The sequence below is a fragment of the Kitasatospora sp. NPDC048407 genome (assembly GCF_043200475.1).
Classification (GTDB): Bacteria; Actinomycetota; Actinomycetes; order Streptomycetales; family Streptomycetaceae; genus Kitasatospora.
This window is the reverse complement of record NZ_JBICXW010000008.1, coordinates 168,504-189,227: the sequence shown is the minus strand read 5'-3', so window position 1 is coordinate 189,227 and position 20,724 is coordinate 168,504. Positions and strand designations below refer to the sequence as shown.

Here is a 20,724-nt window from a genome sequence, read left to right as displayed (position 1 = left end):
CTGTGCACCGCAACACAAAGCCGCACCACCCGGAATGACGGTGGCGCGGCTCACGACTCGCCCTACGGGGCCGTCAACTCCTCGTACACCTGACCACCTCGGTCGGCGCCGTAGAGCAGGGCGGCGAGGACGGAGGGGACGACGATGCTCGGCAGCAGGTAGCGCAGCAGGGACTGGGCGCGGCGGTCGAGGTCCTGGTAGCCGGTGAGGGCCTCGGACATGGCCTGGATGCCGCCGAAGGAACCGACGACCACGTCGGAGGCTTCCGCCACGTCGACATGGGGCAGCAGTTCGCCCTGTTCCTTCGCGGCGGCGAGGATGCTGCGGCAGATCCTGCCGAACTCCTGGAAGGGGCCGGAGCGGTCGAGGTCCTGCTCCAGCGAGTTGAGGGTCAGGCGCACCGAGGCGCGGACCAGCGGGTCCGTCTGCAGGCGGTGGGCGTGCAGCATGACCAGGTCGACCAACTGCTGGGCCTTGATGTTCCGGTCGGGCAGTTCGGCGGTCTGCCCCTGTTCCGCGAGGACCCCGCGGGCCAGGTCCTCCTTGGACTTGAAGTGGAAGTACAAAGCACCCTTTGTCACGCCGGCCTCTTTGAGGATCTGCATGATCGTGGCGGCCTGGTACCCGTGCTCCTCGAAGACCTTCGCCGCCGCGGCGACGATTGTCTTTCTGGTTCGGATCGCCCTGTCCTGAATGGCCATACAGCCTCCTCCGTGCCCCTCAAGCGTTGCTGGTTACTGAACGCACACTGACACATACTCACCGTACAGCGAAACCGTCCAGTCTGTATTTTACAACACATTACCTACCCCAAGGGGGGGACCATGCTCGAGGCGACGCTGACCGCACCCGACGCACTGCACGTTCAGCCGGAATCCGGCATCGCGACGCTGGAGATGCTCCACCGCGCCCGCGCCCAGGACGCGTTCCTGCACGGCTGGCGGCGGACCGGCGCGGACACCTTCGTGCTGACCGGGCAGTGGCCCGCGCGTCACCCCTTCTTCGAGCTGATGGCCGGGCGCCGGGTGGATCCGCTGCTGGTCGCCGAAACCGTGCGCCAGTCCGTCCACTTGGTGGCGCACGCGGGCTTCGGCGTCCCGGTCGGTCAGGCGTTCGTGCTGCAGAACATGCGGTACCACTGCTCCCCCGAGCGTCTCGCGGTCGGGGCGGATCCGACGGACCTGCGGGTCCGGGTCTCGATTCCGGGCTTCGGGGGCAGGTCGCGGGGCACGACCGAGGCCAGGATCGAGATCCGGCTGGCGGGGGTCACCGTGGCCGGTGGCAGCATCGACTTCCAGGTGGTCAGCCCGGGTGTGTACCGGCGGCTGCGGGGCGGCCGGACCGATCTGCTGTCGGTGCGGCCCACGGTGCCGGCCGTCGCGGCGGCGACGGTGGGGCGCTCCCGGGACGAGGACGTCCTGCTGTCGGCCACCTCGCGGGAACGGGAGTGGCTGCTGCGGGTCGACACCGAGCACCGGACCCTGTTCCAGAGCCCCAAGGACCACGTGCCGGGCATGCTCCTGCTGGAGGCGGCGCGGCAGGCGGCCACGGCGGTGGCCCGGCCGGGGGCGTTCGCTCCCTGGGCCGCCGACGCGTCCTTCTTCAACTACGTGGAGCTGACCGAGGATTGCCTGATCCAGGCGCAGGAGGTCACGGACCCGGCGACCGGGGAGCCGGCCGTGCGGGTGACCGGGCGCCAGGGCGACCGTCCGGTGTTCGAGGCCACGCTTCGCGGCGAGCTCGGCTGAGCGGGCGGCGACGATGATCCTGGTCACGGGTGCCACCGGGACGGTGGGACGCGAGGTGGTCCGTCGGCTGTCCGGCCGGGTGCCGTTGCGCATTCTGGCCAGGGATCCGGGCCGTGTCACGCGTATGAGTGAAGCGGACGAGGTCGTTGAGGGTGACTATCGGGACGAGGAGTCGCTGAAGCGCGGTTTGCGGGGGGCGAGTTCGGCGTTCGTGGTGACCAGCGACGTCGGCGGGCAGGACGACGTCCGCTTCGTCGCGGCGGCCCGGAACGCCGGTGTGCGGCACCTGGTCAAGCTCTCCGCCGCGGCCGTCACGGATCCGCTGGCCGACGATCTGATCACCCGCTGGCAGCGCGGGGCGGAGGAGAGCATCCGCGCGTCGGGGCTCGACTGGACGTTCCTCCGGCCGCGATCGTTCATGTCGAACACGCTGGGCTGGGCGGCGACCGTCCGGGCCGAAGGTGTCGTCCGCGCGCTGTACGGCACGACGCGCAACTCGTGCGTGGACCCTCGCGACATCGCGCGGGTGGCGGTGAAGGCACTCACCGAACCCGGGCACGAGGGCAAGGCGTACACGCTGACCGGCCCGGAGGCCATCAGCGCGGCCGAGCAGGCGGAGTGGATCGGCCGGGTGCGCCAACGCCCGGTCAGGTTCGAGGAATTGGGCCGGGAACAGGCCCTGGCCCAGTGGTCGCGGCGGTACCCGGGGCCGGTCGCCGAGGCACTGCTGGCCAGTGCCGAGCGGCAGTTGGCGGGAGCGAAGACGGGGGTGGACACCACGGTGGAGCGGCTGACGGCCCGTCCGGCCGGCTCCTTCGCCGGCTGGGCCGAGGAGCACGCGGCGGCCTTCGCCGGGTAGCGCACGGCTGGTTCGCCGCACAGTTCGAAGCGCTGTCCGGTCGGTTGAAGTGGCCTCGGGACGGAGCCAGGAGTCCCGGACAGCGCAATTTCCCTCAAGTCAGGAGCCGAGAGAATGCCGAAGATCACCGCCAACGACGGGCGCCTCACCGTCCTCAACCTGTTCACCACCGCCACCCCGGAGAAGCAGCAGGAGCTGCTGACGGCCATGCGCGGGGTCACCGACACCGCCGACATCGAGGGCTGGATCTCCACCACCGTCCACGCGGGGCAGGACAGCCCGGGCACCGCCAACTTCATCCAGTGGCGCAGCGCCGCGGACCTGGAGGCCCGCTACGCCGACGAGGAGTTCAAGCGCCGCACAGCGCCGGCGTTCGGTCAACTCGCCACCTCCGTACGGCTGTTGCAGAACGAGATCGCGTTCACGCAGCAGCGGGAGGCCGGCGGCACCGAGCTGTCGCCCGAGCGGGACGACTGGACGGTCATCGAGCTGTTCGGCGTCGCGGAGGCCGACCAGGAGGAGCTGATCGACGCCCTGGGCGCCTCGCAGGGGTGGCTGGTGGACGTGCCCGGCTACCGCACCCACACCGTGCTGCGCGGGCTGCGCGCCCGCGGTGTCGAGGGCAGGTTCGTTGTGGTGTACGGGCAGTGGGAGAGCAAGGAGGCCCACGACGCGTTCCGGGGCCGGCCGGAGGGCGAGCGGGGAGCGGAGCGGGTGAAGGTGGACGAGCGGGTCGCGGCGCTGAGCACCTGGCGGGACGTCAACACCTACCGGGTGGTGCACACCCGTTCCGCGGGCGAGTAGGTGGGTGAGTAGCACGCCGCCCGGCGGTCGGTGACCCCGGCCCGCCCCACCGGGCCGGGGCACCGCGGGCCGGTCAGTCGGTGCCCCGGAAGATGTGGTGGTCCGGGGCGTCCCGGTCCTCACCGGCCAGCAGGGCGGGGCGGGTGAACACGCGGCCCGCGACGGCGGGCCTGGTGCCGAATATCTCGAAGGTGGTCCGGTCTTGGCTCTCCAACAGGTCGGAAGTCACGCGGGGATCCTTTCCGGGTCGGCGAAACAGGCGGAACGAGTCGGTACGCGCGGGACGCGCGGGACGCGCGGGACGCGCAGGACGCGCAGGACGAGCAGGACGCGCAGGACGAGCAGGACGAGCAGGACGAGCAGGACGAGCAGGACGAGCAGGACGAGCGGGACGAGCAGGCGAGTCGGAACGAGCGGGACGAGCGGGAACAGGCGGAGCAGGGGTCAGACCAGGCAGGGGGCCGCACGGTCGTCGAGGCGGTCGTCGAACTCGTCGGCGGATGACGGGAGTTCGGCGGAGGCCCGGCGCCGTACCGGCCGCGGCGGCGCGGCGTCCTGGGCGAGCAGGCACTCCTCCAGGAAGGCCAGCGCGCGCAGGTGGTAGGTGCGGGCCGCCCAGCCGAGGCTGATGTTGTGTCCGGCGTCCGGCTGGTGGTCGACGGCGACCCGGGGGGCGGCGAGCGGTCTGCGCAGGGCGGCGATGGCGTCCTCGTCGAAGTGCCACCACTGTTCCTGCTCGGCGAAGGTGAACCGGACGGGTACCCGGACGAGTTCGGCGAGTCCGGGGTAGAGCTCGGGCCACAGCGGGCCCTCCTGGGCCTCGCGGGTGGGGACGGGCGAGACCAGGGAGCGGCCGAGCCGGAAGGCGTCCGGCGGGTAGAGGCGCAGCGCGCCCCAGTGTTTGCGCCAGGCGCCGTGGCCGTCGGAGCCGGGCATCTGGTGCGGTTCGACCGCGAGGCGGCTGCCGAGGCCGGAGATGTCGAGCCCGATCAGGGGGTGTTCGCCGGTGCGGGCGCCTGCGGCGAGGGCGAGTTTGCCGCCGTTGGAGTGGGCGAGGAGGAAGAAGCCGCCGCCGATGTCGCGGTCGCGGGCGAAGTCGGCGAGGGCGGCGTTCAGGGTGTCGGCCTGGTCCAGGACGCCCTGTCCGTCGGGCAGGTGTTCGGCGGACGCGCCGTAGCCGGGCCGGTCGATCGCCAGGACGGTGTAGCCGAGTTCGGCGCCGAGGGTGAGCAGGGAGAGTCCGGGGCGGGCCCGGCTGTCGAAGTAGCCGGCGCTCATGCCGCCGCCGTGGATGGCGACGATGACGGCGCGCGGCGGTGCGGGTGTCTCGGCGAGCAGGGCCGAGAGCGGTACGCCGGCCGCGTCGAGGGTGATCCGGCGTACCTGGGGTGGGCGGGTGCTCTGCGGCTCAGTCATGGGCGTTCGCGTGTGGCGCCGCGGCGCGCAGGGCGGCTTCGAAGGCGCTCACGGGCTGGGCGCCGCTCAGCACGGTGCCGTCGTCGAACAGGAATTGCGGGATGGAGCGCACCCGCATCCGGTGGTGCACGTGCTCGAGCATGGTGCGGGTCTCCTCCGTGCCCTCGCCGTCGGCCATCGGCTTGTCGACTCCGACTTCCTGGCCGAGGCCGGCGAGGACGTCCGGGTCGGCCACGTTGAGGCCCTCGGTGAAGTAGGCGCGGAACAGGCGTTCGGTCATCTCCTCGGCGCGGCCGGACCGGGCGGCGTGCAGGATCTGGCGGTGGGCGTCGAAGGTCTGGGTGTGCACGACCTCGGCGAAGCGCAGGTCGAGGCCGTCGGCGGCGGCGGTCTTCGCGACGCGTTCGGTGCTGGCGAGCGCGTCGGGGCCGAACTTGCGCAGCAGGACGGGGATCAGCGGCTCGCCCTCGCTGGTGGAGTCCTGGTCGAGCTGGAACGGCAGGAAGGTGACTTCGAGCCGGCCGCCGTCGGCGCGGAAGCGGCGGGCGGCCTCGGTGAAGCGCGCGTAGCCGATGTAGGAGTGTGCGCAGATGATGTCGAGGACGATCTCGACGCGGCGGACCGGGGTCTCGGCGGGAGCCATTCGGGGGCCTTTCTCGAATAAAGGACGTACGGGACGCGGGCGGTGGGCGGCTGACGGCTCAGGCCTCCGCGGGGACCTCAACGGGCTTGCGTACGGCGTCCGTTCGCGGTGCCGGTCGGGCCGCCCCGCCGCGCACCGTGAGCAGGACCAGCACGGCGACGACGGCGGCGAAGCCGGCGGCGGTCAGGTAGACGCCGCCGATGCCGACGGAGCCGCTCACCGGCTGGCTCACCAGGGGCGAGACGAACTGGCCGAGGAACAGGGTCGAGGTGACGCCGCTCAGGGCCCGGCCGCGCATCGCGACGGGGGTGCGCGACACCAGCCAGGTGTTGAGGTTGGGGATCAGCAGGCCGATGCCGGCGCCGGCCACCAGCAGCCCGGCGAGCACCAGCGGCACGCCGGTGGCGGCGCCGATCGCGGTGTAACCGACCGCCAGCAGGACGAAGGTGGTGACGGCGATGGTGCGGTGGCTGCGGTTCTTTCCGATGCGGCCGTAGGACAGTCCGACCAGTGCGGTGGACAGGCTCATCAGGGCGATGGCCAGTCCGCTGCCACCGGCTCCGACGTGGGCCAACTCGTCGAGGTAGAACGGAAGTTGGGATGGGATGGCGTAGAAGACCAGCTGGGCGGCGAAGACCAGGGCGTAGATGCCGAAGGCCAGCTTCGGGAAGCCGCCCGCGGTGTCGGCCGCCTCTGCCTCGGCGGCGGCGCCGTCCGCGGGGCGCGGTTCGCGGATCAGCCACAGGGTCAGGAAGGTCATCGGCACGGCCACCAGGTAGATGGCGAACGGGCCGCGCCAGCTGATGTCGGCCAGGGCGCCGCCGAGGGACAGGAAGGCCACGCCGCCGAAGCCCATGAAGCCGGCCTGGAGTCCGAGGACCCGGGAGCGCTGCTGCCCGGGGTAGTGGTCGGCGACCAGGGTGGTGGTCGCGGTCATGATGCCGGCGACGGCGATGCCGAGCAGCAGCCGGAACACCAGGATCGCGTACAGGTTGCTCAGGAACAGGCCGGTGCTGCCCGCCACGGCGAACAGGGCGACCGAGGCGACCAGGATCGGCTTGCGCCCGCTCCGGTCGATCAGCGCACCCACCACCGGCGCGCCGAAGGCGATGGCCAGGCCGGGCACGGTGAGCACCATGCGCACCAGCAGCCCGACGTGGCCGACGTCGGCGAAGTGCTTCTCCATCGCCGGAAGGGCCGGTGCCACGATCGCCCCGGCCATGGTGGTGAGCATGCTGGCCAGCAGCAGCGTCACCAGCAGCGGGCGGCCGCCGGCGGGCCGCCCGGCGGCGGCGCTGGTCTCGTGTGTCATGACTGTTCCTCTTCCTCGCCCGTATTCGCGCACGTCTCGAACCTCAACTCTCCGCTCCCCCACGGCGAATTCGGCATTCTTTTCCTCGTTCTGACATTTGTTTCAGCAGTTCTGACACAGCGGCCTTTCGATATGACACGGGCGCCATTTACCGTCTCGGCCATGACCCCGATTCCGCTGTCCCCGCTCGCCGGGCGCCGCTGCCAGGAAGCCCTCAACGCGCTGCACTCGACCGTGTACTTCAGCCCGGACTTCGCCGAGAGCCTGGCGGAGTACGGCGTCGACGACTCGATGGCCGTCTACCTCGCGGGCCGGGCCGGCCCGCTCGGCCCGGTGGCGGCGGGCACGGTCACGGCCGCGTTCTACGGCTTCGCGCACCCGCTGATCGCCGAGCACCTGCCGCACGTGTGGAGCCTGGTGCCGCCCGCCACCGTCGTCGAACTGCGGCTGGCCGCGGTGGACGCCCTGCTGCGCCGCCACCTCGGCGAGGAGACGCTGGCCTCGGCCGGGATGGCCGAGGCCGCCCGGCTCGCGCTGTCCGCCGCCGAGGCCGGGCAGCGCGCCGGGCGTCCGATGTTCTCCGCCCACGCCGACCAACCGGTGCCGCAGGAACCGCACTTGGCGCTCTGGTACGCCGCCACCCTGCTGCGCGAACACCGCGGCGACGCCCACATCGCGGCGCTCCAGCACGCCGAGCTCGACGGGATCGACGCCCTGGTCTCGCACTGCGCGAGCGGCGACGGCATGCCCAAGGAGGTCGTGATGACCAAGCGCGGCTGGACCGAGGCCGACTGGTCCGCCGCCGAGGGCCGGCTGCGCGAACGCGGCCTGATGGACGCGGACGGGGCGCTGACCGCGCACGGCGAGCTGCTGCGCACGCAGCTGGAGGCGGAGACCGACCGGCTCGACCGCGCACCGTACGAGCACCTGGGCGCCGAGTCCGTGGCCCGGCTGACAGGGCTGGCCGAGGCCTTCACCGCGCAGGCCGCGGCGTCCGGCGCCTTCCCGCCCGAGTTGCTGGCGTTCTTCGGCAAGCGCTGAACACCCCGCCCGGGAGGCGGTACGAGCGGCCCGCTCGTATCGCCTCTCCTGCTGCCCGCACGGCGGCCGGTTCACTGCACCGGGGTCCCGTCGGGGCCGGGGCCGTCGGCCCAGGTGAGGTTGAAGCTCCACTCCTGGAAGCGCCAGCCCTGCGGGGTGCGCACCACCACGCCGCCGTAGTGGCCGCCGATGTCGAACAGCGCCGCGCCGGCCTCGCGGTGGTGCACGTGGGTGGCCACCACGTGGAACCGGACGGTGCCCCGGTCGCCGTCCAGGCTGATCGCGTGGTTGGCGCTCAGGTGCAGCGTGCGGTCGAACTTGGCCTTGGCCTCGTAGTGGAACCGCGCCACCCCGTCGATGCCCCGGTGGGTGCCGATCGGGAAGTGCAGCACCGCGTCGTCGGTGAAGACGGTGGGCGGCCAGGTCTCGTCGTAGCCGTGCTCGTCCTGGGTGTCGAGCAGGGTGACGTAGCGGTTGATCAGTGCGCTGATCTCCGCGCCGTCGGTGAGTTCCTGGACCCGGGCGCGCAGCGCGGCGAGTTCGGCGGCGAGGTCCTCGATGGTGAGCGTCATGCGGCTTCGCCGAAGGTGCGGGCGAGGTGCGAGGCCTCGCTGCGCCAGCTGCGGGGGGTGCGGTGGCCGAAGGTGCGGTCCACCCGCCGCCAGCGGGCGCGGGCCAGCGTGGCGGTGCCGGCGGGGTCCGCGGCCCGGCTGGTGGCGAGGAGCAGGGCCACGGTGACGGCGGCCAGTTCCTCGTCGGTGGGCATGCCCTTCTCGATGCGGAGGACGTCGGAGGGTTGAGTGGTCACGTCGGGTCTTCTCTCTCGGTGGCGGGTGGTCACTGCGGCGGGTTGCCGTGCTTGCGGGACGGCAGTTCGGAGTGCTTGGCGCGCAGCATGTCCAGCGAGCGGATCAGCACGGAGCGGGTCTCGCGCGGGTCGATGACGTCGTCGATCAGGCCGCGCTCGGCCGCGTAGTACGGGTGCATCAGCTCGTCCTTGTACTCCTGGATGCGCGCCTCGCGGACGGCCTCGGGGTCGTCGGCGGCGTTGATCTCGCGGCGGAAGACCACGTTGGCGGCGCCCTCGGCGCCCATCACGGCGATCTCGTTGGTGGGCCAGGCGAGCGCGAGGTCGGCGCCGATGGAGCGCGAGTCCATGACGATGTAGGCGCCGCCGTAGGCCTTGCGGACCACCAGGGAGATCCGCGGCACGGTGGCGTTGCAGTACGCGTACAGGAGTTTCGCGCCGCGCCGGATGACGCCGTTGTGCTCCTGGTCGACGCCGGGCAGGAAGCCGGGCACGTCGACCAGGGTGATCAGCGGGATGTTGAAGGCGTCGCAGAACTGGACGAACCGCGCGCCCTTCTCGGAGGCCTCGATGTCCAGCACGCCGGCCATCGCGGAGGGCTGGTTGGCGACGATGCCGACCACGTGCCCGTCGAGCCGGCTGAACGCGCAGACGATGTTCGGCGCCCAGGCCGAGTGCACCTCGAAGTACTCGCCGTCGTCGACGACTTCGGCGATCACCTTGCGCATGTCGTAGGCCTTGCCGGGCTCGGCCGGGACGAGGTCGAGCAGCGACTCGTTGAGCCGGTCGGCGGGGTCGCCGGAGCGCTCGACGGGGGCGAGTTCGCGGTTGTTGGCGGGCAGCAGGGACAGCAGGTAGCGCACGTCCTCGATGCAGTGCTCCTCGTCGTCGTACGCGAAGTGCGCGACGCCCGAGGTGCCGGCGTGCACGTCGGCGCCGCCGAGGCCGTTCTGGGTGATCTCCTCGCCGGTGACGGCCTTGACGACGTCCGGTCCGGTGATGAACATCTGCGAGGTCTCGCGGACCATGAACACGAAGTCGGTGAGCGCCGGGGAGTAGGCGGCGCCGCCCGCGCACGGGCCGAGCATCACCGAGATCTGCGGGATGACGCCGGAGGCGCGGGTGTTGCGCAGGAAGATGCCGCCGTACCCGGCGAGCGCGGTGACGCCCTCCTGGATGCGGGCGCCCGCACCGTCGTTGAGGGAGACCAGCGGGGCGCCGGCCGCCTCCGCCAGGTCCATGATCTTGTGGATCTTCTGGGCGTGCGCCTCGCCGAGCGCGCCGCCGAAGATCCGGAAGTCGTGGGCGTACACGAAGACGGTGCGGCCGTGCACGGTGCCCCAGCCGGTCACGACGCCGTCGCTGTGCGGTTTCTTCCGCTCCAGGCCGAAGCCGGTGGCGCGGTGCCGGCGCAGCGCCTCGACCTCGTTGAACGAGCCCTTGTCCAGCAGGAGTTGGACGCGCTCGTGGGCGGTGAGCTTGCCCTTGGCGTGCTGGCGTTCGGTGGCGGCGTCGTCTCCGGCGCGCACCGTCTCCTTGAGCTCCGTCAACTCCTCGATGCGGGCCCGTATCGTCTGGTCGCTCGCGGACATGTGGTTCCCACTCTCCTTGGTCAAAAGTCGGGTCGGACGGGGCCCGGCCGTTCAGGGGCCCGGTCGTTCAGCCGGCGAGGGCCGGCACCGGAGCGGCGTGCAGCCACCCCTCGTCCAGCCAGCGGACCCCGGCGGTCAGGGGGCCAGCGCCGCGCACGGCCGCGGCGGCCGCGTGGGTGGTGGTGCAGGGCACGTCGAACACCGTCCAGCCGGCCGGGTGGCGGGCGGTGTGGGCGCCGAGGTAGTCCTGGGCGGGCGACCGGCTCAGGCCGGTGCCGATGCCCTTGAGGTAGGCCTCCTTGCGGGTCCAGATCCGCCCGAAGCCCTCCGCACGCTCGAACTCGTGCTGGTGGCACGCCAGTTCGGCCTGTTCCTCGGGGTGCAGGGCGCCGGTGCAGACCTCGATGGTCTCGGCCCGGGGCAGCCGTTCGACGTCCACGCCGAGCGGTGCGGTGGCGACGCCGATCAGGGCGACGGCGCTGCTGTGCGACAGCGAGAAGTGCAGGGGCAGCGGGGACCTGTCCAGCGCGGGGCGGCCGTGGCGTTCGCCGCAGCCGGGGCACGGCTCGCGGGTGAAGCGCACGTCCTCGGGCGCGGTGTGCAGGTAGCGGCCGAGCAGCCGGCGCAGCGCGACGTGGACCGTCGCGTACAGCAGTCCGTCGGCGGGGCGGACGAAGGAGTCGGCGCGGCGGCGCTCGGCGGCGTCGAGCTCGGAGCGGTCGAGCAGGTGCGCGGTGGCGGGGTGCGGGCTGCGCATCAGCCAGAGGTCGAGCCTGCCGTCGCCGAGGGTGAACTCCTGGTCGGCAAGCGTGCGGACGGTGGCCCGGGCGGCGGTCATGCGGGGACCGCGGTGCCGTGGGGGGCGGCCACCGCCGCCGGGTGCGGGCCGAGCGGGCCGAGCTGTCCGGCCAGGCACTCCACCAGTTCGGCCGCGCTGTTGGCGAGCAGCAGCATCTGCAGGTTGAGCTCGACCTGGAGGGCGTGCTCCATCCGGCGCTGGAGTTCCAGCCCGGCGATGGAGCCGACGCCCAGGCTGCGCATCGGCCGGCCGGTGGTGTCCACCTGGTGGGGGGCGATGCCGAGGACCCGGCCGAGCTCCTGGCGAACGTAAGCGTCGAGGACCCGGGTGCGTTCGGCGTGGTCGGCGGCGGCGAGTCGGGCCCGGTCGGGCGCCGTCACCGCCCCGGTGCCGGCGGTGCACGTGCGGGTGGGGCGCGCCGTGCGGTTCACAGTCATGTCCCTTTCCGGTAGGCGCCGCTCCGGGGGAGCGCGGTGCGTGCCGCGCTCCCCCCGGAGCCGCGGGTCAGGCCTGGTACGGGATCCGGGTGCGGCCCTCGCGCAGCACGTTGGCCCACCAGGAGAGCTGGTCGAGGAGCACCTTGGCGGCGCCGGCCGGGCCGGTCTCGTCCTTGGGCTTGCCGTTCTCGAAGTTCTCCCACGGGGTGTGGAAGCTGACGACGTCGCGGACGGTCACCGCGTGCAGCTCGGCGAAGATCGGCCGCAGCTGCTCGACGGCGCGCAGGCCGCCGGCCAGACCGCCGTAGGAGACGAAGCCGACCGGCTTGGCGCGCCACTGCGTGTAGTGCCAGTCGATGACGTGCTTCAGCGAGGCCGGGAAGCTGTGGTTGTACTCCGGCGTCACCACGACGAACGCGTCGGCCGCCTCCAGGCGGGGCGAGATCTTCGAGAGCTGCTCGAGGGCGTCACCGGAGGGGTTGAACGAGTGCGCGAACGGCATCTCGTGCTCGATCAGGTCGATGACGTCGACCTCGAGGTCGCCGCGTCCCTTCGCCTGCTCCGTGAACCACTCGCCCACGACCGGTCCGAACCGGCCCTCGCGGACGCTGCTGATGATGACGGCCAGCCGCAGCGGATCGTTCGACATCTTCTTCACCTTTTCCTGTTCTCATTCGGGGAGTTGACGGGCGGCGGTGTGCGCCGCCCGCCGGGGCACGAGGGCCTGTCCTAGGCCGTGGAGTGCGACGGCCAGGCCGAGCAGGCCGACGGCCGTGATCAGGTACAGCACCGGCCGCTGCCCCGCGGGGTACAACGAGCCGCACAGGGCGGTCATGACGGCCGCCCCCAGCTGCACGAAGGTCTGGTAGAGCCCGCCGGCCGCCGCCTGGTCGGCGGGGGCCACGGAACCGGTGGCCTGCACGTGGAAGGCGGTGAAGGCCAGCACGAACGCCGCTCCGAGCAGCAGCATCGTGGGCAACACGCCTGTCACGTACGACAGTTCGGATCCGTCGGGCGAGTAGAGGAGGTAGCCGAGCGGCGCCGCGGCGGCGCCCGCCGCGATCAGCCGGGGCGGGCCGAAGCGGGCGACCAGCCGGCCGGAGTGCAGCGCGGTCAGGGCGAGCGGGGCGGCGGCCGGCAGGAACGCCAGGCCGGTGAGCCAGGGGCCGTGGCCCGCGCGCTGCTGCAAGTCGAGGGTGGCGACCAGCAGCAGGCCCAGGTACGAGCCGTTGAGCGCGCCGGCGCCGAGCGCGGAGCGCAGCAGCGGCCCGTGGCGCAGCAGGTCGAGCCGCACCAGCGGTTCGCGGGCGGTGAGTTCGATCCGCACGAACGCGGCCGCGAGCAGCGCCGCGAGCAGGAACGCCGCGACGGTGACCGGGGCGTCCCAGCCGTACCGCGCCCCCGAGGTGAGGGCCGCCGGCAGCAGCATCACCGCGCCGGTGAGGGTGGCCGCGCCCGCCGCGTCATAGCGGCGCGGGGCCTTCTCGTCGGGCAGGTCGCGCGGGACCAGCCGGAGCGCGGCGGCGAACAGCGCCAGGGCGACGGGTGCCGGGAAGGCGAAGGTCCAGCGCCAGCCGAGTCCGGTGAGCGCCCCGGACAGCAGCAGCCCGGCGGAGAACCCGCCCGCGCCGAACAGCGAGTACACCGACAGCGCCCGCCGGCGGGCCGGTCCTTCGGGGAAGGTGGCGGCGATGATGGCGAGTCCGGTCGGCGCGGTCAGCGCCGCGCAGAAACCCTTGACGAAGCGGGTGGCCACCAGCAGCGCCATGCTGTCGGCCAACGCGCCCACCAGTGAGGCGGCGGCAAACACCAGCAGCGCGGCCAGGTAGACCGGGCGCCGGCCGCGGATCGCGACCAGGCGGCCGCCGAACAGCAGCAGCCCGCCGAAGCCGACCGCGAATCCGGAGACCAGCCACTGGAGTTCGGCCGTCGCGAGTCCCAGGTCGGCGCCGACCGAGGGCAGCGCGACCAGCGCGACGGACACCTCCAGGGCGTCGATGAGCATGTTGCCGGCGAGCACGAACAGCAGGCCCCACAGGACGGGGGTCCAGCGTGCGTCGGCCCGGGCGGCCGGGCGCGTGGGTGTCGAGAGCGTCATGATCCCGTTCCGCAGGGGTGGTTGGGGTGCCACAGGGTGGGGTGCCGGGGCGTGGGCGTTCCGGGCGTGGGGTCCCGGGGCGTGGGTCTCGGGGGCGGGCCGGCCGCGGGCGGGGGGTCCCGCGGCCGGCCCCGATGGGGTGGCCCGGCCTCAGCCGAGCAGGGTGCCGCCGGTGGCGTCGACGAACGAGCCGGTGATCCAGCGCGCCTCGTCGGTGGCGAGGAAGGCCACCACGTCGGCGACGTCCTCGGGCTCGCCGACCCGGTTGAAGGCGGACAGCTGCGCCATCGCCTGCACCGCCTCGGGGATGGCGAAGACCGGGTTGCTGTTGCGGGTGATGCCCGGTGCCACCGAGTTGATGGTGATGTTGCGCGGGCCGAGGTGCTTCGCGAAGTGCAGCGCCAGCTGGTCGACGGCGCCCTTGGTCATCGCGTAGGCGATCTCGTCGGGGTTCGCGAACCGGGTGAGGCCGGAGGTGATGTTGATGATGCGTCCGCCGTCGGGCATGTTCTTCAGCGCCCGCTGGATGAGGAAGAACGGCGCCTTGGCGTTGACCGCGAACAGCTCGTCGAACTTCTCCGGGGTGGTCTCCTCGGGCTTGACCCCGCCCATCACACCGGCGTTGTTGACCAGGATGTCCAGGTCGGTGCTGCCGGTGCGCTCGCGCAGTCCGGCCTCCAGGGCGAGGAACAGCTCGTGCACGTCGCCGGGGACGCCGAGTTCGGCGCGCACGGTGAAGGCGCGGCCTCCGTCCTTCTCGATGGTTTCGACGACCTCTTCGGCCGCCTCCTGCTTCGCGGTGTAGTGGACGGCGACGAGTGCGCCTTCCCGCGCCAGCCGGATCGCCGTCGCGCGGCCCATGCCGCGGCTGGAACCCGTGACGAGCGCCGTCTTGCCGGTGAGCCTTCCCATGTCTGTACTCCACTTCGTGGCCGGCGCGGTGGCCGGTGTCGTCGTCCTGGTGGTGGCCGCGGGCTTCCCGAACCAGCGGGTCAGCGCCTGCGGCAGGTCGGCGGCGTCGGCGGTGTCGGCCCAGACGACGTAGCCGTCCGGTCGCACCAGCAGGGCGCCGCCGCCCGGCGCGGGGGTGTCGGGCAGCGCGGTCGCGCGGACCGTGCGCACCAGCGGTGCCCACGGTGCGGCGGCGGCCGCCGCGGCCGTGCGGCGCGCTTCGTCGCCGGGCAGGAGCAGCAGCACGCCCTGCCCGGCGCGCAGTGCCTGCGCGGTGGTCGACGTGCCGTCGTCGGTGGTCAGTTGCCAGTGCGGCAGGCGTCGTCCGAGCAGGGGGTGGGCGCCCGGCCCGACGTCGTAGCGGATGTCGAGGCCGGAGATCATTCCGGCCAGGTGGGTGCGGACGTTCTCGCTGCCGCCGATCAGTTCGGCGAACACTTCGCGGGTGGCGTCGGTCCCGCCGTCGCCGAGCAGCAGCAGGGCCTGCGCCCCGATGTTGCCCAGCACCTGCCGGCCGACGGCGTGCCGCTCGGTGTGGTAGCTGTCCAGCAGCCCGTCAGGGCTCCGACCGGCGACCTGTGCGGCGAGTTTCCAGCCGAGGTTGGCGGCGTCCTGGAGGCCGAGGTTGAGGGCCTGTCCGCCGATCGGCATCTGCTGGTGGGCGGCGTCGCCGGCCAGCAGGAGCCGTCCGTCGCGGTAGCGGGTGGCCTGCCGGGAGGCGTCGCCGAAGGAGTTCACCCACAGCGGGGTGCCGCCGCCGATGTCCTCGCCGGTGACGCGCTTCCAGGCGTCGGCGACGTCCGTGAACTCCGGCTGCGTTCCGCGCGGCGCCGCACCGAACTCGTGCACCATCACCCGGGTCACTCCGTCGGGACGCCGGGCGGCGATGGCCAGTCCCCCCGCGAGCCGCTGGAAGCGGCGGTTGGGGATGTCGATGCCCGCCACGTCGGCGCGCAGCAGTTCGCGGCCGGCGTCGGCGCCGGGGAAGTCGAAGCCTCCCAGGCGGCGCACGGCGCTGGTCTCGCCGTCGCAGCCGACCAGGTACGCGGCCCGGAGGAACTCCGTCGTCCCGCCGGCCGTCCGTACCTCGGCCTCGACGTGATCGGCCGTCACGGTGAGGCCGGTCAGCTCGTGGCCGCGCCTGATGTCCGCGCCGAGGTCCGCCGCCCACTGGCCGAGGAGTTCCTCGATGCGGGTCTGCGGGACCTTCCACTGCCCCGGGTGGGGGCCGGGCAGGGTGAGGTCGAGCGGGATGCCGCCGAAGTGGCCCATCGGGTCGGACGGGATCTCGCCGAGCGGCGCGAGCAGGCCGCGGCCGTCGAGGAGTTCCATGGTGCGGGCGTGCAGGGTGGACGCCCGCGATTCGGTGGTCGGTGCGGTGAGCCGGTCGAGGACCACCACGTCCGCGCCTCCGAGCCGGAGCTCGCCGGCCAGGAACAGCCCGACCGGGCCCGCGCCGACCACGACCACCTGGGTCCCGGTGTGGTCCCCGGCCATGGTCAGGCCGCCTTGTTCTTCGCGAGGTTCTCGGCGTGCTCCTTGGCGTGGCCGAGGGTGGCGCGGCTGTTGGTGCTCAGCGCGGTGTGGACGTAGAACCGGGCGTCCTCGACCGTGGCCTGCCCGCCGAGGATCTTCTCGATGTTGGCGGTGTTCAGGGTGACGGTGTGCTGCGAGGAGGCGGCGACGCCGTCGGCGTTCTCGGTGAACGTCCAGTAGCCGGTGTGCAGCGTCATCAGCGCCGGCAGCGTGACCTGCTTGTAGGCGATCTTCTGGTGCGGGAAGGCCACCCGGTACGACTTGGTGGTGTGCACCGAGCCGTCCTTGGCGCGGGTGTCCATCTCCAGCTCCTGGAGGCCCGGGTAGGGCTCCTCGAAGCGGACGGTGGCCACGTGCGGGAGGCGCTCGGACCACAGCTGGGCCTCGTTGACGAAGTCGAAGACGTCCTTGGCGGAGCCGTTGATCTGGACGGTGTCCTCGAAGGAGAACGTCAGGTACTCGGCGGCGTGCGCGGCCTCGACGTTGGTCTTCAGGGCGGCGAGTTCGGAACGCGAGTTGCGGTCCACGGCCTCGTCGATCCACTTCAGCGACTCGGGGTCGTCGTCGACGGCCCGGTAGTCGTGCAGCAGCCGCACGCGGGACGAGTCGGCGGAGAGCGGTTCGATGATCCAGGTGCCGCCCATGGCGGCGACCGGCGGGGCGGAGACCTCCTGGCGGAAGGTGATCCGGAGGTTCTCCTGGTCCAGGGTGCGGTGCGAAGTCCAGTTCTTGGCCTCGCCGTTGGCGGTGGCCCAGATGCGGATGCGCTCCTCGTTCGCGGACTTCTCCACGTGGTCGACGAAGATCGTCGGCGGGAAGATCCGCGGCCAGTTCTGCACCTCGGCGATCAGCCGGTACACGGCGGCGGCCGGGGCCGAGATCGTGATCTCGTGCTCCACCTCGCGCAGGCCGGGCTGCGACATGCTGGTGACTCCTTCGGTCTGGGGGCGGGTTGGTGGGGGCCTGACGGGTCAGAAGTTGCCGAGGCCGCCGCAGACGTTGAGCGCCTGCGAGGTGATGGAGGCGGCCGTGTCGGAGGCCAGGTAGCCGACCAGGCCGGCCACCTCCTCGGGCGTCGAGTAGCGGCCCAGCGGGATCTTGGCCTGGAACTTCTCGAGGATGGCGTCCTCGGTGGCGTTGTAGGCGGCGGCGTAGCCCTGGCGGACGCGCTGGGCCATCGGCGTCTCGACGTAGCCGGGGCACACGGCGTTGACGGTGATGCCGGTCGGGGCGAGCTCGTTGCCGAGGGCCTTGGTGAAGCCGACCACGCCGTGCTTGGAGGCCGAGTACGGGGCGCCGAGGACGACGCCCTGCTTGCCCGCGGTGGAGGCGATGTTGATGATGCGGCCGCGGTCCTTGTGGCGCAGGCCGCCGGTGGTGAGCACCTCGCGGGTCAGCCGGAACACCGAGTTGAGGTTGGTGTCGATGACGTCGTTCCACAGCTCGTCGTCGATGTCGGCGGTGACCCCGCCGCCGGACCGGCCGGCGTTGTTGACCAGCACGTCCACGGTGCCGAAGCGGTCGACGGCGGCCTGGACGAAGGCCCGGGCGTCGTCCGAGGAGCGCACGTCCAGGGTGGTGCCGTCGACCTCCAGGCCCTCGTCCTGGAGCTGCTTGACGGTCTCGGCGACGTTCTCGGCGTTGCGGGCGCCGATGAACACCTTGTGGTTCTGGGCGGCCAGCAGCCGGGCGACGGCGAGGCCGATCCCGCTGGTGGCGCCGGTGACGAGGGCGACCCGCTTGTCCTGCTGCGACATGGCTTTGCTGCTCCAAACGAAGAAGAGTGGGGTGAGCTGCGGGCCCGCCGGGGCGCGGGACCCCGGCGGGGGCCGGTCAGGGCTCAGGGCTCAGGGCTCAGGGCTCAGGGCTCAGGCGGCGTCGACGAGTTCGGTGAAGTAGCCGTTGATCGCGGCGACCAGGGTCCGCGGGGTCTTGTTGTCGGCGAAGATCTCGTCGTCGAGGGATATGCCGTACTCGCGCTCGATCCGGCCACCGGTCTCGAGCAGCGCGAGGGACTCGTAGCCGAGCTCCTCGAAGTCGGTGTCGAGGATGTCGCCGTCGAGGTCGACGTCCTCGTCGGCACCGGCGCCTTCGAGCAGGATGCGCTTGAGGTCCTCGATGGTGAATTCCTGGGCGGACATGGGGGTCCCCTTCGGTAGGTGTGGTGTTTGGTGGGGGTGGGGGTCAGTCGAGGGAGCGGACGACCAGGGCGGAGTTGAAGCCGCCGTAGCCGCGGGCGAGCACCAGCGCGTTGCGCACCAGGGCGGTGCGCGGCTGGCCGACGACGAGGTCGATGTCGTACTCGGGCGAGAGTTCGACGTTGGTGGTCGGCGGGATCAGGCCCTCGCGCATGGCGAGGACGGCCGCGACCACGTCGACGGGGGCGGCGCCGGAGTAGAGGCGGCCGATCATCGTCTTGGGCGCGGTGACCGGGACGCCGGAGGGTCCGAACACGGCGATCAGCGCGTCGGCCTCCTCGCGGTCCAGCTGCGGGGTGCCGGCCGCGTCGGCGAAGACCACGTCGATCTCGCTCGCGGTGACACCGGCGTCGGCCAGCGCGGTCTCGATGGCGCGGCGCAGCCCGGGTTCGCGTCCGCTGCCCGGCTTCGGGTCGAACGTCGAGCCGTAGCCGGCGACTTCGCCGTAGATGTTCTGCGCGCCGCGTTCGCGGGCGGTGTCCTCGTTCTCCAGGATCAGCAGCGCCCCGCCCTCACCGGCGACGTAGCCGCCGGCGGCGGCGTCGAACGGCAGGTAGGCGCGGTCGGGCTCGTTGCTGGTGGTCATCCGGCCGCCGGCGATCTGCGCGACCCAGCCCCAGGGGCAGATCGAGGCGTCGAAGCCGCCGGAGAAGATCAGCTTGCTGCCCTTGCGGATCTGGCGGCGGGCCTGCGCGATGGCGTCGAGGCCGCCGGCGTGGTCGCTGACGACGACGCCGCTGGGGCCCTTCATGCCGTTGCGGATGGAGATCTGGCCGCTGTTGACGGCGTAGAACCAGGCGAAGGACTGGTACGCGGAGACGTACTGGCTGCCCTGGCTCCACAGCTTCTGGAGTTCGTTCTGGCCGAACTCGAAGCCGCCGGAGGTGGAGGCGGTGACGACGCCCATGTCGAACTCGGGGATGTCGTCGGGCTTGACGTCCGCGTCGTCGAAGGCGCATTCGGCGGCGACCAGGGCGAGCCGGGTCATCCGGTCGGTCTGCGGGATCAGCCGGCTGGGCAGGTGCTCGGACGCCTCGAAGTTGCGGATCTCGCCCGCGAGTTGCGACGGGTACGAGGACGGGTCGAACCGGGTGATCCGGTCGATGGCGTTCTTGCCGATCCGGGTCGCGGCCCAGAACTCGTCCACGCCGAGCCCGTTGGGGGTGGCGACGCCGATACCGGTGATCACTGTCCTGGCGCTCATGCCACGCTCCTGTCGGGACGGGCCAGCACCATCGCGCTCTGGAACCCGCCGAATCCGCTGCCGACCGTGAGGACGGCGTCGGTGCGGTGCTCGCGCGCGGTGAGCGGCACGTAGTCGAGGTCGCACTCCGGGTCGGGGGTGTGCAGGTTCGCGGTGGGCGGCACCACGTTGTTCTCCATCGCGAGGATCGACGCGGCGATCTCGATCGAGCCGATCGCGCCCAGCGAGTGCCCCACCATCGACTTGATGGAGGAGACCGGGGTGCGGTAGGCGTGCCGGCCGAGGCTCAGCTTGAACGCGGCCGTCTCGTGGCGGTCGTTCTGCTTGGTGCCGGATCCGTGCGCGTTGATGTAGTCGATCTGCTCCGGGTTCATCCGGGCCTCGGCCAGCGCCACGTTGATCGCCTCGGACATCTCGCGGCCGTCGGGGCGCAGGCCGGTCATGTGGAAGGCGTTGCAGCGCGAGGCGTAGCCGGCGATCTCGGCGTAGATGTGCGCGCCGCGCCGCTTCGCGCTCTCGTACTCCTCCAGGACGAACGCCGCGCTGCCCTCGCCGAGGACGAAGCCGTTGCGGGTGCCGTCGAAGGGCCGGGAGGCGTGCGCGGGGTCGTCGTTGCGCGGGGTCGTCGCCTTGATGGCGTCGAAGCAGGCCATGGTGATCGGCGAGATCGGGGCGTCGGTCGCGCCGGTGATCATCACGTCGGTGGTGCCCTCGCGGATCAGCTCGACGGCGTGGCCGACCGAGTCGATGCCGGAGGTGCAGCCGGTGGAGACCACGGTGGCCGGGCCCTCGGCGCCGACCGCCCAGGCCACCTCGGCCGAGAACGAGCTCGGGACGAAGTAGTTGTACAGGTGCGGCACGGCGTAGCGGTGGTCGACCTCGTTGAGCACGCCGTTGTCGCTGACCACCCGGTACTCGTCGTCGAGCCCGGTGGTGGCGCCGACCGCGGAGCCGATGGTGACGCCGGTGCGGTGCGGGTCGAAGCCGGCCAGGTCGAGGCCGGAGTCGGCGAGTGCCTCGCGGGCGGTGACCACGCCGAACTGGGCGGCGCGGTCCATCCGGCGGATCTCCTGCGGGGTCAGCCCGTGCAGCTCGGGGTCGAAGTCGGCCTCGGCCGCGACCCGGGAGCGGAAGGAGGACGGGTCGAAGAAGGTGATCCCCCGGGTCGCCGTGCGTCCTTCGCTCAGCAGACTCCAGAAGTTCTTGGCGCCGATTCCGCCCGGCGCCAGCACTCCCACCCCGGTGATGACTACGCGGCGGCTCACTGGCGGTGCCTTT

At 72.2% G+C, this 20,724-nt stretch carries 22 protein-coding genes; 4 read left to right on the top strand and 18 right to left on the bottom strand.

Translation table 11 applies throughout. The annotated features are described in order from the left end of the window. Positions 1–62: 62 nt before the first annotated feature. Entirely contained in the window at positions 63–701 is a 639-nt protein-coding gene (locus ACGFWJ_RS17865) for a ScbR family autoregulator-binding transcription factor (protein ID WP_392950401.1), read from the bottom strand. A 123-nt stretch (positions 702–824) separates the two neighbouring features. On the opposite strand from ACGFWJ_RS17865, the gene ACGFWJ_RS17860 reads away from it, so the two are divergent. From ACGFWJ_RS17860 to ACGFWJ_RS17850, 3 genes are all read left to right on the top strand, one after another. After that, entirely contained in the window at positions 825–1,748 is a 924-nt protein-coding gene (locus ACGFWJ_RS17860; protein ID WP_392950398.1) for a ScbA/BarX family gamma-butyrolactone biosynthesis protein, read from the top strand. 13 nt (positions 1,749–1,761) lie between these two features. Continuing rightward, a complete protein-coding gene (locus ACGFWJ_RS17855) occupies positions 1,762–2,607 on the top strand; it encodes an SDR family oxidoreductase (RefSeq protein ID WP_392950396.1) in 846 nt (281 codons plus the stop codon). A 114-nt stretch (positions 2,608–2,721) separates the two neighbouring features. Next, positions 2,722–3,411, top strand: coding sequence for an antibiotic biosynthesis monooxygenase (locus tag ACGFWJ_RS17850; protein ID WP_392950393.1), 690 nt, complete (start codon positions 2,722–2,724; stop codon positions 3,409–3,411). A gap of 73 nt (positions 3,412–3,484) precedes the next feature. Here the strand turns inward: ACGFWJ_RS17850 and ACGFWJ_RS17845 are convergent, their stop codons facing one another. The 4 genes from ACGFWJ_RS17845 to ACGFWJ_RS17830 all read right to left on the bottom strand — a co-directional run bounded on the left by ACGFWJ_RS17845 (position 3,485) and on the right by ACGFWJ_RS17830 (position 6,782). After that, on the bottom strand, positions 3,485–3,640 hold the full coding sequence (locus ACGFWJ_RS17845) for a hypothetical protein (RefSeq protein ID WP_387636175.1): 156 nt from the start codon (positions 3,638–3,640) through the stop codon (positions 3,485–3,487). 215 nt (positions 3,641–3,855) lie between these two features. Beyond that, positions 3,856–4,827, bottom strand: a complete 972-nt coding sequence (locus ACGFWJ_RS17840) for an alpha/beta hydrolase (RefSeq protein WP_392950389.1) — start codon at positions 4,825–4,827, stop codon at positions 3,856–3,858. After that, complete coding sequence (locus ACGFWJ_RS17835; protein WP_392950386.1) at positions 4,820–5,470, bottom strand: DsbA family oxidoreductase; 651 nt, start codon at positions 5,468–5,470, stop codon at positions 4,820–4,822. The genes ACGFWJ_RS17840 and ACGFWJ_RS17835 overlap by 8 nt, the downstream gene beginning before the upstream one ends. A gap of 58 nt (positions 5,471–5,528) precedes the next feature. Then, positions 5,529–6,782: an MFS transporter gene (locus tag ACGFWJ_RS17830; RefSeq protein WP_392950383.1), complete on the bottom strand. Its 1,254-nt coding sequence runs from the start codon at positions 6,780–6,782 to the stop codon at positions 5,529–5,531. Between the two features lie 162 nt (positions 6,783–6,944). Between ACGFWJ_RS17830 and ACGFWJ_RS17825 the strand changes: the two genes are divergently transcribed. After that, positions 6,945–7,823 (top strand): hypothetical protein, encoded by an 879-nt coding sequence (locus ACGFWJ_RS17825; protein WP_392950380.1) that lies wholly within the window; start codon positions 6,945–6,947, stop codon positions 7,821–7,823. Positions 7,824–7,894: 71 nt separating this feature from the next. On the opposite strand, the gene ACGFWJ_RS17820 is transcribed toward ACGFWJ_RS17825, so the two are convergent. From ACGFWJ_RS17820 to ACGFWJ_RS17760, 13 genes are all read right to left on the bottom strand, one after another. Next, on the bottom strand, positions 7,895–8,395 hold the full coding sequence (locus ACGFWJ_RS17820) for a nuclear transport factor 2 family protein (RefSeq protein WP_387858964.1): 501 nt from the start codon (positions 8,393–8,395) through the stop codon (positions 7,895–7,897). Beyond that, the gene (locus ACGFWJ_RS17815) at positions 8,392–8,631 is read right to left on the bottom strand and encodes an acyl-CoA carboxylase subunit epsilon (RefSeq protein WP_392950377.1); all 240 of its coding nucleotides are present in this window, start codon (positions 8,629–8,631) and stop codon (positions 8,392–8,394) included. Before ACGFWJ_RS17815 ends, ACGFWJ_RS17820 begins: the two co-directional genes overlap by 4 nt. Before the next feature lie 29 nt (positions 8,632–8,660). Next, complete coding sequence (locus ACGFWJ_RS17810; RefSeq protein WP_387636191.1) at positions 8,661–10,223, bottom strand: acyl-CoA carboxylase subunit beta; 1,563 nt, start codon at positions 10,221–10,223, stop codon at positions 8,661–8,663. Positions 10,224–10,290: 67 nt separating this feature from the next. Continuing rightward, on the bottom strand, positions 10,291–11,061 hold the full coding sequence (locus ACGFWJ_RS17805; RefSeq protein WP_392950375.1) for a 4'-phosphopantetheinyl transferase family protein: 771 nt from the start codon (positions 11,059–11,061) through the stop codon (positions 10,291–10,293). Then, a complete protein-coding gene (locus ACGFWJ_RS17800; RefSeq protein WP_387636196.1) occupies positions 11,058–11,459 on the bottom strand; it encodes an acyl carrier protein in 402 nt (133 codons plus the stop codon). Before ACGFWJ_RS17800 ends, ACGFWJ_RS17805 begins: the two co-directional genes overlap by 4 nt. A gap of 67 nt (positions 11,460–11,526) precedes the next feature. Beyond that, a complete protein-coding gene (locus tag ACGFWJ_RS17795; RefSeq protein WP_387636198.1) occupies positions 11,527–12,108 on the bottom strand; it encodes an NADPH-dependent FMN reductase in 582 nt (193 codons plus the stop codon). A 21-nt stretch (positions 12,109–12,129) separates the two neighbouring features. Then, a complete protein-coding gene (locus ACGFWJ_RS17790) occupies positions 12,130–13,557 on the bottom strand; it encodes an MFS transporter (protein ID WP_392950372.1) in 1,428 nt (475 codons plus the stop codon). Positions 13,558–13,707: 150 nt separating this feature from the next. Then, positions 13,708–16,005 carry an SDR family oxidoreductase gene (locus ACGFWJ_RS17785; protein WP_392950369.1) on the bottom strand — a complete coding sequence of 766 codons (2,298 nt, stop codon included), beginning with the start codon at positions 16,003–16,005 and terminating at the stop codon, positions 13,708–13,710. Positions 16,006–16,007: 2 nt separating this feature from the next. Continuing rightward, positions 16,008–16,967, bottom strand: a complete 960-nt coding sequence (locus ACGFWJ_RS17780; protein ID WP_387858956.1) for an aromatase/cyclase — start codon at positions 16,965–16,967, stop codon at positions 16,008–16,010. Positions 16,968–17,015: 48 nt separating this feature from the next. After that, positions 17,016–17,801, bottom strand: coding sequence for a 3-oxoacyl-ACP reductase FabG (gene fabG, locus ACGFWJ_RS17775; protein ID WP_387636208.1), 786 nt, complete (start codon positions 17,799–17,801; stop codon positions 17,016–17,018). 111 nt (positions 17,802–17,912) lie between these two features. Next, positions 17,913–18,185, bottom strand: a complete 273-nt coding sequence (locus tag ACGFWJ_RS17770; RefSeq protein WP_392950366.1) for an acyl carrier protein — start codon at positions 18,183–18,185, stop codon at positions 17,913–17,915. 43 nt (positions 18,186–18,228) lie between these two features. Next, on the bottom strand, positions 18,229–19,446 hold the full coding sequence (locus ACGFWJ_RS17765) for a ketosynthase chain-length factor (RefSeq protein ID WP_392950363.1): 1,218 nt from the start codon (positions 19,444–19,446) through the stop codon (positions 18,229–18,231). Beyond that, entirely contained in the window at positions 19,443–20,711 is a 1,269-nt protein-coding gene (locus ACGFWJ_RS17760) for a beta-ketoacyl-[acyl-carrier-protein] synthase family protein (RefSeq protein ID WP_392950360.1), read from the bottom strand. The genes ACGFWJ_RS17765 and ACGFWJ_RS17760 overlap by 4 nt, the downstream gene beginning before the upstream one ends. Positions 20,712–20,724: the final 13 nt, after the last annotated feature.